This window comes from Candidatus Palauibacter sp. (genome assembly GCF_965208055.1).
Classification (GTDB): Bacteria; Gemmatimonadota; Gemmatimonadetes; order Palauibacterales; family Palauibacteraceae; genus Palauibacter.
Genome location: NZ_CBDBNY010000004.1, coordinates 2,407,072 through 2,421,486, shown reverse-complemented (window position 1 = coordinate 2,421,486; position 14,415 = coordinate 2,407,072). Strand labels below are relative to the sequence as shown.

Sequence of the window (14,415 nt, the reverse complement as noted above, 5' to 3'; positions counted from 1 at the left end):
AAACTGGGAGGTTGGCATGCGGAGATTCGTCCTCGGTGGGTTGTTCGCGACGACGGTCTCTCTCACCGCAGCCGGGAGCGCCCGGAGCATGGACTCCGGCCTTCAATCGGTCGTGCGGGACAGCGCGGGCGTGACGATTGCGGAGAACGAGAAGCCTGCGGCGGACTCGCGGCTCGGCTGGCGGATCGGCCCGGAGCCCACACTCTCGATCGGCGCAGTCGAAGGCGACCCCGCCTACGAACTGTTCCGGGTTGCGGATGCGACCCGGCTCCCGGATGGAAGGATCGTGGTCGCCAACGCGGGTTCCGCCGAATTGAGGATGTTCGACGCAACCGGCGCCCACCTGGGCACCTGGGGCGGCGAGGGAGAGGGGCCGGGGGAATTCGGGCGCGGCGGGCTCTCCGGAGTCGGGCGCTGGCCGGGCGACTCCATCTCGGCATCGGACACCTACGCCAGGCGGTTCTCCGTCTTCGACGCAAACGGAGCGCACGGGCGCACGACTGCGTTGCCGGATCCCTTCTACCGGCTCATCGGAGTCCTGCCCGACGGGGAGCTGTTCGTCGGGACGGTGTCGAGCTTTCGCCCTCCCGATGGTGAGTTCCCGGACGGAGTGGTCCGCATAGAACTCGAGTACGGGATCGCCGCGGCGGATGGCAGGTCACATTCGACGCTGGGTACGCATCCGGGCAGGGAATGGGCCGCGAGTGCGGAGGACATGTCCGTCCGTCCGCATCCGTTCAGCCGCTCCCCGGTCTATGCCGTGTGGGGAGACCATGTCGTCATCGGCGCGAACGACCGCTATGAAATCCGCGCCTACGAGACGGACGGCAGGCTGACGCGGATCGTGCGGCGCGACCACGACGCTCGCCGCCCCACCCGCGCGGACCTCGAAGCCTACGTTTCCCGCCGGTACCGGAACCTGTCCGACGAGGAGCGATCCTCGCGGGTGGCCGAGGTGGCCGACATGGCTCTGACGGAGGCGTTCCCCGCGTTCAACACCATACGAGTGGACGAACCGGGGTATCTCTGGGTCGAGGAGTACCGCCAACCCGGGGAAACCGGACGAATCTGGACCGTGTTCGACCCTGCGGGCCGAGTGCTCGGTTTCCTGGAGACTCCACCCGGCCTGCGAGTGTTCGAAATCGGCCCCGACTACATTCTCGGCGCCGTCTACGACGAATTTCAGATCGAGTACGTCCAACTGTGGCCGCTCGATCGGGCCGATCCCTGACGGCCTGTCAGTGTGTCGTACGCGATCCGGTCGCGAATCACTCCGCCGCACGGAGGTGGCAGATGAAGACGACCGCTCTACTGACGGCATGCATCCTGGCTGGCTCACTGGCCGCCGCGTGCAGGAATTCCGAAGAGGAACCCTCGGCCCTTGAATCCGTGATCCGCGACAGCGCGGGGGTGACGATCGTCGAGAACGAGAGACCCACCCCGGAGATTCGCCTCGGTTGGCGCATTGCGGCGACGCCCGTGCTTTCGATCGGCGCCTTCGAGGGAGACCCGGCGTACGAGTTGTACCAGGTCATGGATGCCACGAAGCTGCCGGACGGCAGAATCGTCGTGGCGAACGCAGGGTCCGGCGAACTACGGGCCTTCGATGGGTCGGGCACCCACCTCGCAACGTGGGGAGGCCGAGGCGAAGGGCCGGGCGAGTTCGGCGATTTCGACGCTCCCTGGAGCGTCGGACCTTGGTCGGGCGACTCCATCGCGGCATCGGACATGTATGCAAGAAGGGTCTCGATCTTCGACGCCGACGGCGTTCACGGCCGCACTTTCCTGTTGGAGGATCCCTACTACCGACTCTACGGCGTGCTATCGGGCGGAAGGATGTTCCTGGGGACCCTGCCCAGTTTCACGGCCGGCACCATGGGGACCGGAATGGTTCGCTGGGAGGTCGAGTACGCTATCGCTGCGCCGGACGGCAGCTTGCATGCGGCGCTCGGCAAGTACCCGGCCTCGGAGTGGTACATATTCGCCGACCGGGGGCTGGCCGTGTACCCACAGCCCTTCCGTCACTCCGCGGTCGCCTGCGTGTGGGGCGATCTGATCATCATCGGCTCCAACGACCTCTACGAGATTCGGGCCTATACGCCGGAAGGCGCGGTGGCGAGGATCGTGAGACGCGAGCACGGAGTGCGGAGTCCGAGCCAGGCCGACGTCGATGCCTATCTTGCCGAGCAGTACGCAGACGAAACCGAGCAGGAACGGGCGGAAACGATGGCCGAGCTGGCCGACATGCCGCTGCTGGAGGCCTTCCCCGCGTTCGGCCGGGTCCACACCGACGCCCGCGGCTATCTCTGGGTGGAGGAGTACCAGTTGCCCGGAGAACCGGTTCCCGCGTGGACGGTCTTCGACGACGACGGCCGCGTACTCGGCCTGATGGACCTCCCCCCGGATCTCGACATCTTCGAGATCGGCGAAGACTACATTCTGGGGAGCGTGTCCGACGACCTCGGAATCGAGTCCGTGCAGCTCTGGCCGCTCGACCGGTCCGGCCGTTAAGCGTCCCGCAACCGCTCGCTCCCGTCGCGACCGGTGGCTAGTTTCGGCGCGCACGTAGAACCGCTGCGGTCGTTCCAGACTCGTGGCGGCATCTCCCCACGCGAACTTCGTGAACGGAGCGGCGTAGCACCGGCGTGATGAACGGCATCGAGCGCGAGAAGATCGGTCCGCTGACGCTGCGTCTGTGGGGGCTTGTGACGGCCCTCGCCGTGTGGTCGCTCTATCTGCTGACGATCGCGCCGACGACCGGTTTCTGGGACACGTCGGAGTACGTGACCACGGCGCACATCCTCGGGCTCCCGCACCCGCCGGGGAACCCGTTCTTCGTCCTCGTGGGCCGCTTCTGGGATCTGCTGCTCGGCTTCACGGGACTCCCGGTCGCGCTCCGCATCAACGTGCTCAGCGCGACGCTCTCCGCCGGCGCGAGCTTCTTCTCCTTCCTCGCCGTGGCGCGCATGGTCGCGCACTTCCGCGAGAACCGGCACGAGATCCTCGTGGCCTCGATGGTCGCGGTCTGGATCGGGGCGACCGCCTTCACCGTCTGGACGCAGTCGAATCTGAACGAGAAGGTCTACACGCTCTCGCTCTTCGTCGTCTCGCTCGTGAGCTACCTGACGATGGTCTGGGTGGACGAGGCGGACACCGCGCGCGGGAACCGGCTGCTCGTCCTGATCGCGCTCCTGCTCGGTCTGGGCTGGTCGAACCACACCATGTCGCTGCTGCCCGGCCCGGCGCTGGCGCTCTTCGTCCTCCTCCACCGCTGGCGCGCCGCCCTGAACCCGCGCGTCCTCGGGCTGGGCGTCGCCCTGTTCGCGGTCGGCTACTCGGTGCAGCTCCTCTTCGTCCCCATCCGGTCGGCGCAGAACCCGATCATCGACGAGGCGGACCCGGAGTGTCCGACGCTCATCTCGGCGGTCACCCCCAAGGTGGTCGACGACCGTTTCGGAAACAGCAAGCTCTCCGTCGCGTGCGAGCCGCTGGCCCTGTCGCTGATCCGCGACCAGTACGGCCCGGGACCGGTCACGCAGCGCCAGGCTCCGCTGTCCGCCCAGTACGCGAACTACTGGCAGTACTTCGACTGGCAGTGGGCGCGCTCGCTGCCGCCGGCCGGCCGGGTCGCCGCCAGCATGCTCTTCCTCTTCCTCGCGCTGGTCGGCCTCTGGACCCACTTCCGGAGCGACCGGAAGACCTTCGTCTACGCGGGCACGCTCTTCTTCACGGTCACCCTCCTTCTCGTCTTCTATCTCAACTTCAAGTACGGCTACTCGCTGTACCTGGAGGAGGTGCCGAACATCCTCCAGCACGAGGTGCGGGAGCGGGATTACTTCTACATCATCGGCTTCCAGTTGTGGGGGATCTACGCCGGACTGGGGCTCGTCTCGCTTTGGGGTAACTGGAGCGCCCCGGCCCGGCGGAGGAGCGCGGCGGTGCCCCCGGGCAGGACGAGTCTGCCGGAGGACCGGCCGGCCGGCTTCAGCGCGCGGCACCGGAGGGCGGCGCCGATCCTCGCCGTCGCGCTCGTCCCCTTCTTCTTCAACTTCGCGCGCGCGGACCGGACGGAGGACAGCGCGGCCCGCGACTGGGCGTACAACATCCTGCAGTCGGTGGAACCGTACGCGGTGCTGTTCACGAACGGAGACAACGACACCTTCCCGCTCTGGTACCTGCAGGAGGTGGAGGGGATTCGGCGCGACGTGACCGTCATCGTCCACTCCTACCTCGGCACGGACTGGTATCCGAAGCAGTTGCGGTCCCTGACGTCGCCGTGCGAGCCGGGGGTGTCCGCGGCGGATTCCCCCACGACCATCGTGTGCCAGCGTCCCTTCGATACGGCGAACGCGGCGAGCCCGTATGTCGACGCGGCGTCGCCGTCTCCGACGCGCTCGATCATCGCCCTGAGCGACGCGCAGATTGACGGGCTCGCGCCGGGGATCGCGATCGCCCGCGACACCGCGTTCCAGGTCTCGAGCGCGGTGACGGCGAGCGTGCGCGGCGGGGATTCGATTCTGTACCCGGACATCCTCGTGTTCCACATCATGCAGCAGTCGCTGGGAGACCGGCCGGTCTACTTCGCGGCGACGGCGCCGCCGGTGTACGGGAAGTGGGGACTGCAGCCGCACCTCGTCCGGCACGGGCTCGCCTTCAAGCTCGTGGACGCGCCGCTGGAGGCGACGGACGACCTCGTGAACCTGCGCGAGTACATGCCGAACACGATATCGCCGACGTGGAACGACCGGACCCGCACCGCGGAACTGCTGTGGGAGGTGTTCGAGGTCGAAGACGTGCTGGAGTGGGACGAGTGGCCCGAGCCGTCCACGCAGTCGAGCATCCCGGCCCAATACTACCTCGCCTACTACCTGCAGGGCATGTCGGAGGAGCATCTCGGGGATGCGGAAGCGGCGGAGCAGGCCTATCGGCGCGCGGACCACTTCGGGCTGCTCGCCGGCCTCGGCGTTCCGGGGAACTGAGGGCGGCTGCGGGCTATCGGGCCGGTCGGAGGGTGGCGCGATGACCCGAATCGAACAGGAGAAGGTCGGTCCGCTGACGCTGCGGGCCTGGGCGTTGCTGACCGCGGGCGCGATCTGGGCGCTCTATCTCCTGACCCTGGCTCCGACGGTCGGCTTCTGGGACGCCTCGGAGTACGTGACGACGGCGCACATCCTCGGACTCCCCCACCCCCCGGGGAACCCGCTCTTCGTCGTCGTCGGCCGCGCGTGGGACCTGCTGACGGGGTTCACGGGCCTCCCCGTCGCCATGCGGATCAACGCGCTCGGCGCCACGCTCTCCGCGGGGGCGAGTTTCTTCTGGTTCCTGGCCGTCGTCCGCATCGTCGCGCGCTTCCGCGAGAACCGGCACGAGGTGCTCGTGGCCGCGGTCGCCGCCGCGTGGATCGGGGCCACGGCCTTCACGGTGTGGACCCAGTCGAACCTGAACGAGAAGGTCTATCCGCTCTCGATGTTCGTCGTGGCCCTCGTGAGCTACCTGGCCATGGTCTGGATGGACCGGGCGGACACGGTGCGCGGGAACCGGCTGCTCGTGCTCATGGCGCTCGTCCTCGGCCTGGGGTGGGCGAACCACACCATGTCGATGCTGCCGGGGCTGGCGCTGGCCGCGTTCGTGCTGCTGCACCGGTGGCGGGCCGTGCTGAACCCGCGCGTTCTGGGGCTCGGCGCGGCGCTGCTCGCCGTGGGTTACTCCCTGCAGTTCCTCTTCGTCCCCATCCGCTCGGCGCAGAACCCGATCATCGACGAGGCCGATCCAGAGTGCCCCACGCTCGTCTCGGCCGTCACGCCGCGGCGGATCGACGACCGCTACGGGCAGAGCAAGCTCGCCGTGGCGTGCGAGCCGCTCGCCCGCTCGCTGATCCGCGACCAGTACGCCCCGACGCCGGTCTCCCAGCGCCAGGCGCCGCTCTCGGCCCAGATGGCCAACTACTGGCAGTACTTCGACTGGCAATGGGCGCGCTCGCTGCCGCCCGGCGCCCGCCTCGCGGCGAGCATCCTCTTCCTTTTTTTCGCGCTCGTCGGCCTGTGGACCCACCTGCGCAGCGACCGGAAGACGTTCGTCTACGCGGGGACGCTCTTCCTCACCGTCACGCTGCTGCTCGTCTACTACCTCAACTTCCGGTACGGCTACTCGATGTACTGGGACGAGGCGCCGAGCCTCGCGGCCCACGAGGTGCGGGAGCGGGACTACTTCTTCATCATCGGCTTCCAGTTGTGGGGCCTCTACGCCGGACTGGGACTCGCCGCCCTGTGGGGACGGTGGACCGCGTCTCCGCGGCGGAGTTCTTCGTGGAGCGCGGCCGCGGCGCGCGAGCCGGAACCGTTGCCGGCGGGATTCGGCCCCCGGCACCGGAAGGCGGCGGCGCTCCTCGCGCTCGGGCTCATCCCCTTCTTCTTCAACTTCGGGCAGGCGGACCGGACGGGGGACCGCGCCGCCCGCAACCTGGCGTACAACATGCTGCAGTCCGTCGAACCGTACGCCGTGCTCTTCACCTACGGCGACAACGACACCTTCCCGCTCTGGTATATGCAGGAGGTCGAAGGGATCCGGCGCGATGTGACGGTCATCGTGCAGTCGTACCTGGGGACGGACTGGTATCACAAGCAGTTGCGGCGGCTGACGACGCCGTGCGAGCCGGGAGAGTCCGCGGAGGATTCTCCCACGACGATCGTGTGCCAGCGGGAGTTCGATCCGGCGATGGCGGCCGATCTGTACGCGGAGATGGCCGTGACGCCGCCGACGCGCTCGGCCATCCCGGCGCCCGGCACGGGGATCGATGACCTCTCACAGGTACTGTCGGTGCCCGAGGACTCGACCTACGAACTCACCGACCGCATCTCGGGGACGGTGCGCGGAGGCGATGTGGTTCCGCCCGCGGACATCAGGGTGTTCCAGATCGCGCGGCAGTCCCTGGGGGACCGGCCCGTCTACTTCGCGGCGACTGCCTGGCCCGTGTGGGACAAGTGGCAGTTGCAGCCTCACCTCGTCCGAAAGGGACTCGCCTTCAGGCTCGTGGACGGACGGCTCGAGGCCTCCGAGACCCTCGTCGACCTGAGCGAGTACTTTCCCGATTCGGTCCTGCCGACGTGGAACGACCGGGTCCGCACCGCGGAACTGCTGGAAGACGTGTTTCTCGTGAACGACGTCCTGGATTGGGACGAATGGCCGGATCCGTCCACGAGGTCGAACATTCCCGGCGCGTACTACATGGCGCACATCTTCCAGGGAGTTTCCGACGAGCTGCACGGGGATCCGGAAGCCGCGGAATGGGCATACCGGCGCGCGGACCATTTCGCACGGCTCGCCGGGTCCGACTGAACCGCAGCCACACCGACCGGCCGCCGCTACATGGGGCGGATGGTCCCCAGCAGCGTCACGATCAGGATCAGCACGCCGTTGATCGAAGCCACGATCGCGTTCGTCTTCCGGAAGCGAACGAACGAGGCGCTGTCCTCGCCGGCGTTGGCGGAGGCCTCCGCCGCGCGCGCGAGCCGGCCCGAGTTGGGGATCTGGATCGCCACCGCGAGGGCGAACGCGATCAGCCCCAGCACCTGCATCTGAAACTGCCAGTGCGGCGTGAGCCGGAAGACGCCGTAGCCGCCCAGGCCGGCGAGCCCGAATCCCGCGATGGTGGTCAGCAGCATCCCGAGGAGCCCGGGACCCCTGAGCAGCCGGTGGCCGGCGCGATAGATGAACGCGATCACGTTCCGGTCGCCCGTCTTGTTGGCCCGGACGCCGAGGATCGCGAGCGAGAAGGTGACGCCGAACCACAGCGCCAGCCCGATCAGATGCAGAAAGAGCATCACTCCACGCATGTCCATGCGCGCAAAGTCCGGGCGTCCCCGGCACGGGTCAAGAGACCGCGCACGGTAACGCCGCCCCCGGCACGCGTTGACGCGGGGCGGGGCGGGGCGGCAACGTCCGGCATGAGCACGAGCACACCGACGCAACGGACCCCGCTCCCGGCGGCGCTCGAGAACGAACTCGAAGAGGTGTTCGACGACCGTTTCACGACGGCCGAGGCGATGCGCCGGCAGCACGGCGAAGGCGAGTCGTTCCACGCCAACGAGCCGCCCGACGCGGTGGTCTTCCCCGAGTCGACGGCCGAGGTCTCCGCGGTCGTGCGCGCCTGCCACCGGCACGATGTGCCGATGATCGGGTTCGGGGCCGGGACCTCGCTCGAGGGGCATGTCGCCGCGCTGCGCGGGGGGGTGACGATCGCGACGAGCGGCCTCACGCGCCTCATCGAACTCCACCCCGAGGACATGGATTGCCGCGTCGAGGCGGGGATGACGCGCATGGCGCTGGAGCAGCACCTGAAGGGGACGGGCCTCTTCTTCCCCATCGACCCGGGCGCCGATGCGAGCCTGGGCGGGATGGCCGCGACCGGCGCCTCCGGGACGACCACGGTCCGCTACGGCACGATGCGCGAGAACGTGCTCGGACTCACCGTCGTCCTCCCGGACGGGACCGTGATCCGGACCGGCGGGCGCGCGCGAAAGTCGTCGGCGGGATACGACCTCACGCGGCTCTTCCTCGGCTCCGAGGGCACGATCGGCATCATCACGGAAGTCCTGCTCCGGCTGCACGGGATCCCGGAGGCGATCGCCTCGGCGGTGTGCTCCTTCGCGACGCTGGCCGACGCGGTGGACGCCGTGATCTACACCATCCAGAGCGGAGTGCCGGTCGCGCGGGTCGAACTCCTCGACGAAGTGCAGATGGACGCGGTGAACCGGTATTCCGACTTCGACTATCCGGTGCGTCCCACGCTCTTCTTCGAGTTCCACGGGTCGGCCGCCGGCGTCGAGGAGCAGTCGACCGAAGTGGGTCTCATCGCGAAGGAACTCGGCGGAACGGACTTCGAGTGGGCCACGCGCGCCGAGGAGCGGTCGCGGCTGTGGGCGGCCCGGCACGAGGCCTACTACGCCTCGCTCGCCCTCCGTCCGGGAGCCCGGGGGTGGGCGACGGATGTCTGCGTCCCGATCTCCTCGCTCGCCGAGTGTCTCCTCAAGACCCGCGAGGACATCGACGCGGAGGGCCTCCTGGCGCCCATCGTCGCCCACGCGGGAGACGGGAATTTCCACGTCCTGTTCATCGTCGATCCGGACGACGAGGAGGAGATGGCGCGGGCGAAGCGGGTGAACGCGCGCATGATCGAGCAGGCGATCGCGGTCGGCGGCACCTGCACCGGCGAGCACGGGGTCGGTTACGGGAAGATCCCCTACATGCGGGCGCAGCACGGGGAGGCGGTCGACGCCATGCGTTCGATCAAGGAGGCGCTCGACCCGAAGCGGCTCATGAACCCGGGAAAGGTGGTCGCATGACGATCGACAGCGGCATCGGCCGTGGCCGACGAACGGCGTTCGGGCCGCGGGCCTCGACGCTCGGAACCGCGTGGCTGATGATCCTCGCGATCGCGGCCTGCGCTTCCCCTGAGAGCGGGGACACAGCCGCCGGAGCGGAGGGCGTCGCGGACCTCGTCATCCTAGGGGGCCGGGTCATGGACCCCGAGACGCGACTGGACGCCGTGCGCGATGTCGCGGTCGCCGATGGCCGGATCACGGCGGTGACGGAGGGAGGCGTCGAGGGACGGGACACGATCGACGCCGCCGGCCTCGTGGTCGCACCCGGCTTCATCGACCTGCACGCCCATGGACAGGACACGGTGAGCGCGAAGCTCCAGGCGCTCGACGGCGTGACGACGGCGCTCGAGATGGAGATCGGCGTGTACCCGGTGGCCGAATGGGTCGCCTCGCGCGAGGGGACGGCCCCGATCCACTTCGGGGCGACGGTGAGCCACCCGGGCGCTCGCGTGAAGCTCGTCACGGGCGTGGACGCGGGGCACTCGACGATGACGCCGCCCGGGGAGCCCAGCCCGTTCGAGTCGGAAGCGGTGTACAGCGAATTGGACGACGACCAGATTATCGAACTGAACGGGCTCATCGCTTCGGGCCTGGAGGAGGGTGGGCTCGGGATCGGGTTCGGGATCACGTACACGCCGGGCGCCTCGCGGACGGAGATCTACCGGGTCTTCCAGCTCGCGGCCGCGCAGGGGGCTCCGGCCTACGTGCACATCCGGGGCGAGAACTCGGGCGGTACGCTGGGCGCCTTCCAGGAGGTGATCGCGAACGCGCTCGCGACGGGGGCCTCGCTCCACATCGTCCACATGAACTCCAGCGCGGACGAGATGGCGCGCACGACGCTGGAGATGATCCGCGGGGCGCGCGAGCGCGGGATCGACATCACGACCGAATCCTACCCCTATACGGCGGGCTCGACTCGCATCGAGTCGGCCCTGTTCGATTCGTGGGAGGGGCTCTCCGACGAGGAATACGGCCGCCTGCAGTGGTCCGGGACCCCCGAACGGCTCAATGCGGAGAGCTTCCGCCGCTACCGGGAGCAGGGCGGCTGGGTCGTGATCCACGGGAGGAACGAGGAGACGAACGAGTGGATCATCGCGCAGCCCGACGTGATCGTGGCCAGCGACGGGATCCCGTACCTGTACGCCGCCATCCATCCACGCGGCGCCGGCACCTATTCGCGGGTCCTCGGGCACTACGTGCGCGAGCGTGGGGCGCTGAGCCTCATGGACGCGCTCGCCAAGATGACGATCCTGCCGGCGCAGCGGGTCGAGGGCTTCGCGCCGGTGATGGCGCGGAAGGGCAGGGTGCAGGCCGGCGCCGACGCGGACATCGTCGTGTTCGACCCGGAGACGATCATCGACCGCTCGACGTACGCGGATCCGGCGGCGCCCTCGGAAGGGGTCATGCACCTCCTCGTCGAGGGGACGGCCGTGGTCCGGGACGGGGAGATCGTGCCCGGTGTCTATCCCGGCCAGCCGATCACGAGCGGCACCCGGTAGCGCTCCTCTCGCCCGCCGGCCGGGTCGAACCCTGGCCGGACGGCGATAGAGGGTGACGCTTTTCCTCTCAGAGGCCGGCCAGAGACCTGAGGTCGGCGGTGAGCCGGGACCGCACCTCCGCGTCGCGGCACAGGATGAGAATCGTGTCGTCGCCCGCGACGGTCGCGACGACGCCCTCCAGGTCCGACTCGTCGACGGCGATCGCGACGGCGTTGGCGCAGCCGCTCAGCGTCCGGATCGCGAGCAGCGCGTCGCCCGGGCCGACCTCCAGCGCGAACTCGCTGAGCGTCACCGCCAGCACGCGGCGGGGGTTGGGCGGGGTGGTCTCGGGCTCGGCGCGCTGATACCGGGGCCCGCGCGCGCCGGGCCGCTTCACGACGCCGAGGCGCCGGATGTCCCGCGACAGCGTCGCCTGGGTCGTCGAGACGCCCTCCCGCGCGAGCGCGGCCACGAGTTCGGTCTGCGTCCGGATCGGCCGGCGGTCGATGATCCGCAGGATCGCCCGCTCGCGCGCTCTGCGGCGTGCCGGCGTCACGCGACCTCCGCGTCCAGCAGCCGCTCCTCGAGGTGAGCGCGCCGGATCGGCGGCTCGGTGCGGCCATCGAGCCAGGTTTCGAGCGCCGCCACTTCGCGGTCGCACGTCTGCAACTGGTCCAGCACGCGTCCCGGCGCCGGCCCGCCCGGCGAGTCGTGCGCGACGACGGCGGCCTCCGGGCGCAGCACTTCGTGCATGTCGTCTCCCACCGTGGGGCAGCACGTCCGAAGGGTTTCGAGGTCCAGTTCCCACAGCTCCACGCCGCCTTCCTCGGCCAGGCGCACCGCCTCGCCCACCTCGCGGTGCGCGGTCCTGAAGGGGACGCCGCCGCGGACGAGATAGTCGGCGAGTTCGGTCGCGGTCAGCATCCCGCCGGCGAGCGCCGCCTCCATGGCATCGGTCCGGTAGTTCACGCCCCGCGCGATCGCGATCGCCGCCGCCAGCGACCAGTCCGCCGTATCGAGGGAGTCGAAGAGGCGCTCCTTGTCCTCCTGAAAGTCGCTGTTGAAGGTGAGGGGGAGACCCTTCATCAGCGCGAGCAGCGACGTCACGTTTCCGATCGCCCGCGCCGACTTGCCGCGCAGGATCTCGGCGGCCTCCGGATTCTTCTTCTGCGGCATGATGCTGCTGCCCTGCGCCACGGAGTCGTCGAGGTCGATGAACCCGAACTCGCGCGTCGACCAGAGCACGATCTCGTCCGCCCAGCGCGACAGGTGCACGGAGAGCATGGCGCAGGCGTACGCCGCGTCGAGCACGTAGTCGCGGTCGCCGACGACGTGCATGCTGTTGGCGAAGGTGCGGTCGAGCCCCAGCAGGGCGGCGCTGCGCTGCGGATCGATCGGGAACGACGTCCCGGCGAGTGCCCCCGCGCCGAGTGGCGACACGCCCGCCAGCCGGTGCGCCGCGCGGAGCCGTTCCGCGTCCGCGGCCAGCGAGGCCACGTGGGCCAGGAGGTGGTGCGCGAGGCTGACCGGCTGTCCCCGCTGCAGGTGCGTGTAGCCGGGCAGGAAGGTCTCCCGAAACGAGGCCGCCTGGCCCGTCAGCACCCGCTGCAACCCGGCCACCCCCGAGAGGACATCCTCCAGTCGCTCGCGCACGTAAAGCCGGAGCGCGATCGCGGTCTGGTCGTTCCGGCTTCTCGCGGTATGCAGCCGCTTGCCCGCTTCGCCCACGCGCTCGACGAGCGTGCGTTCGATCCAGGTGTGGACGTCCTCGTCCGGCCCTTCGACCCTGAGTTCGCCGTTCTCCACCTCCCGCAGGATCTCCGACAGCCCCGACAGAATCAGGTTGCTGTCAGCCGTCGAGAGGATTTCCGTCTCGCGCAACATGCGGGCATGCGCGAGGCTTGCGAGGAGGTCATGCCGCACCAGCCTGCGGTCGAACGGGAGCGAGTTCGTGAACTCGAGAATCGCCGGATGTACGGGGACCGCGAAGCGCCCTCCCCAAAGGGCGTCGCCCGGCGCTCTCCCTTCGGGTCCTTCCGTCACGGGCGGTCAGCCTCGGGTGGACACCAGCGGCCGGCTGGCTCGCCTGGGCAGGCCCGCCGGGACCGCCATTCCCGGTCCCGCGCCCCCCTCCGGGCCAACCCGTGCCGCATCCGCGCCGTTGGACGCGAAGTCGGTGACGGGGCCGTCCGCCTCCGCCGCCTTCCGCACTCGTGCCGCCAGACTCGAAGGCAGGCCCCACAGGCGGACGAAGCCGCCGGCGTCGGCCTGGTCGTAGACCGAATCTTCCTCGAACGTGGCGAGATCCTCCCGATACAGCGAGAAGGGCGACGTGCGGGCCACCGGCATCGCGGAGCCCTTGAACAGCCGAACGGTCACGTCTCCGGTCGAGGTCGCGTGCGCCTCATCGAGGAACGCGTCGAAGGCCGCACGCAGCGGCGAGAACCAGAGGCCCTGATAGACGAGTTCCGCGTAGCGGTCGGCGATCCCCCGCTTGAAGCCCGCCGTGTCCCGGTCGAGCGTGATCGACTCGAGATCGGCGAGCGCGGCGACAAGGACCGTTCCCGCCGGCGTCTCGTAGACGCCGCGGCTCTTCATGCCCACGAGCCGGTTCTCGACGAGGTCCACGCGCCCCACCCCGTGGGTCCCTGCCTTCTCGTTCAGACCCTGAATCAGCGTCACCGGATCGAGCGCCTCACCGTTGAGCGCCACCGGGACGCCGCCCTCGAAGGAGATCACGACGTCCTCGGGCGTGTCCGGCGCTTCGGCCGGATCGACCGTCAGTTCCCGCAACTCGTCCGGTGCGGCCGCGCCCGGATCCTCGAGGATGCCGCCCTCGAACGACGTGTGCCACAGGTTCCGGTCGATGCTGTACAGCTTCCGGGGGCTGCCCGGCACGGGGATGTTCCGTTCCGCGGCGTAGGCGAAGGCGTCCTCCCTGGAGGTGATTTCCCACTCGCGCCACGGGGCGATCACGGTCAGGTCCGGAGCGAGCGCCTGGTAGGTGAGTTCGAAGCGGACCTGGTCGTTGCCCTTGCCGGTGCATCCGTGCGCGACCGCGTCGCAGTCGTACTCGCGCGCGACCTCGACCTGGGCGGCCGCGATCACGGGCCGGGCCAGGGAGGTGCCGAGCAGGTAGCGGCCTTCGTACACGGCCCCCGCCTTCAGAGCGGGGAAGGCGCACCCGGTCAGGAACTCCTCGCGCAGGTCGATGACCCGGCAGGCGATCGCACCGGTCGCCAGCGCCTTCTCGCGAGCCGCCTCGAAGTCCTCCTTCTGGCCGACGTCCACGACGACCGCCACGACCTCGCAGTCGTAGTTTTCCTTCAACCAGGTGACCATCACCGATGTATCGAGACCGCCGGAGTACGCCAGGGCGACCCGTTTCACGCTCTTCTTCGTCATGCGTCGATCCTGAGGTGGCAGTTACGTCGAACCGTTCACGGAGTGAGATCCGCACGAGGATGCGCCCGCGCGGGGCGGGAAGATATACAAGATAATGAATAAACATGCAACAAGATGAGAACTGGCTGGGCAGGTGAAATGGAACTGCGGGC

The 14,415-nt window shown here is 69.1% G+C and carries 10 protein-coding genes; 6 read left to right on the top strand and 4 right to left on the bottom strand.

The annotated features are described in order from the left end of the window. Positions 1-16: 16 nt before the first annotated feature. The 4 genes from ACOGXI_RS10780 to ACOGXI_RS10765 all read left to right on the top strand — a co-directional run bounded on the left by ACOGXI_RS10780 (position 17) and on the right by ACOGXI_RS10765 (position 7,335). Positions 17-1,231, top strand: a complete 1,215-nt coding sequence (locus tag ACOGXI_RS10780; RefSeq protein ID WP_419938847.1) for a hypothetical protein — start codon at positions 17-19, stop codon at positions 1,229-1,231. Between the two features lie 62 nt (positions 1,232-1,293). After that, the gene (locus ACOGXI_RS10775) at positions 1,294-2,511 is read left to right on the top strand and encodes a hypothetical protein (protein ID WP_419938846.1); all 1,218 of its coding nucleotides are present in this window, start codon (positions 1,294-1,296) and stop codon (positions 2,509-2,511) included. A gap of 137 nt (positions 2,512-2,648) precedes the next feature. Continuing rightward, positions 2,649-4,979 (top strand): DUF2723 domain-containing protein, encoded by a 2,331-nt coding sequence (locus ACOGXI_RS10770; protein ID WP_419940189.1) that lies wholly within the window; start codon positions 2,649-2,651, stop codon positions 4,977-4,979. A 40-nt stretch (positions 4,980-5,019) separates the two neighbouring features. Beyond that, complete coding sequence (locus tag ACOGXI_RS10765) at positions 5,020-7,335, top strand: DUF2723 domain-containing protein (protein ID WP_419938845.1); 2,316 nt, start codon at positions 5,020-5,022, stop codon at positions 7,333-7,335. Positions 7,336-7,361: 26 nt separating this feature from the next. Here the strand turns inward: ACOGXI_RS10765 and ACOGXI_RS10760 are convergent, their stop codons facing one another. Next, on the bottom strand, positions 7,362-7,820 hold the full coding sequence (locus ACOGXI_RS10760; RefSeq protein WP_419938844.1) for a DUF2269 family protein: 459 nt from the start codon (positions 7,818-7,820) through the stop codon (positions 7,362-7,364). A gap of 123 nt (positions 7,821-7,943) precedes the next feature. Here ACOGXI_RS10760 and ACOGXI_RS10755 point away from each other — a divergent pair, with 123 nt between their 5' ends. After that, on the top strand, positions 7,944-9,341 hold the full coding sequence (locus ACOGXI_RS10755; RefSeq protein WP_419938843.1) for an FAD-linked oxidase C-terminal domain-containing protein: 1,398 nt from the start codon (positions 7,944-7,946) through the stop codon (positions 9,339-9,341). Next, positions 9,338-10,879, top strand: a complete 1,542-nt coding sequence (locus tag ACOGXI_RS10750; RefSeq protein WP_419938842.1) for an amidohydrolase family protein — start codon at positions 9,338-9,340, stop codon at positions 10,877-10,879. Before ACOGXI_RS10755 ends, ACOGXI_RS10750 begins: the two co-directional genes overlap by 4 nt. A 67-nt stretch (positions 10,880-10,946) precedes the next feature. Here ACOGXI_RS10750 and ACOGXI_RS10745 read toward each other — a convergent pair whose 3' ends face one another. Genes ACOGXI_RS10745 through ACOGXI_RS10735 form a run of 3 tightly spaced genes read right to left on the bottom strand, consistent with a single transcriptional unit; the run spans position 10,947 to position 14,263 of the window. Then, entirely contained in the window at positions 10,947-11,414 is a 468-nt protein-coding gene (locus ACOGXI_RS10745) for an arginine repressor (RefSeq protein ID WP_419938841.1), read from the bottom strand. Next, a complete protein-coding gene (argH, locus tag ACOGXI_RS10740) occupies positions 11,411-12,901 on the bottom strand; it encodes an argininosuccinate lyase (protein ID WP_419938840.1) in 1,491 nt (496 codons plus the stop codon). Before argH ends, ACOGXI_RS10745 begins: the two co-directional genes overlap by 4 nt. A 6-nt stretch (positions 12,902-12,907) precedes the next feature. Further along, a complete protein-coding gene (locus tag ACOGXI_RS10735) occupies positions 12,908-14,263 on the bottom strand; it encodes an argininosuccinate synthase (RefSeq protein WP_419938839.1) in 1,356 nt (451 codons plus the stop codon). Positions 14,264-14,415 lie beyond the last annotated feature (152 nt).

Bases quoted from the DNA above. Each gene is read 5' to 3' on its own strand.
- ACOGXI_RS10780 (WP_419938847.1), top strand. From the start codon at position 17: ATGCGGAGATTCGTCCTCGGTGGGTTGTTCGCGACGACGGTCTCTCTC.
- ACOGXI_RS10775 (WP_419938846.1), top strand. From the start codon at position 1,294: ATGAAGACGACCGCTCTACTGACGGCATGCATCCTGGCTGGCTCACTG.
- ACOGXI_RS10770 (WP_419940189.1), top strand. From the start codon at position 2,649: ATGAACGGCATCGAGCGCGAGAAGATCGGTCCGCTGACGCTGCGTCTG.
- ACOGXI_RS10765 (WP_419938845.1), top strand. From the start codon at position 5,020: ATGACCCGAATCGAACAGGAGAAGGTCGGTCCGCTGACGCTGCGGGCC.
- ACOGXI_RS10760 (WP_419938844.1), bottom strand. From the start codon at position 7,820: ATGCTCTTTCTGCATCTGATCGGGCTGGCGCTGTGGTTCGGCGTCACC.
- ACOGXI_RS10755 (WP_419938843.1), top strand. From the start codon at position 7,944: ATGAGCACGAGCACACCGACGCAACGGACCCCGCTCCCGGCGGCGCTC.
- ACOGXI_RS10750 (WP_419938842.1), top strand. From the start codon at position 9,338: ATGACGATCGACAGCGGCATCGGCCGTGGCCGACGAACGGCGTTCGGG.
- ACOGXI_RS10735 (WP_419938839.1), bottom strand. From the start codon at position 14,263: ATGACGAAGAAGAGCGTGAAACGGGTCGCCCTGGCGTACTCCGGCGGT.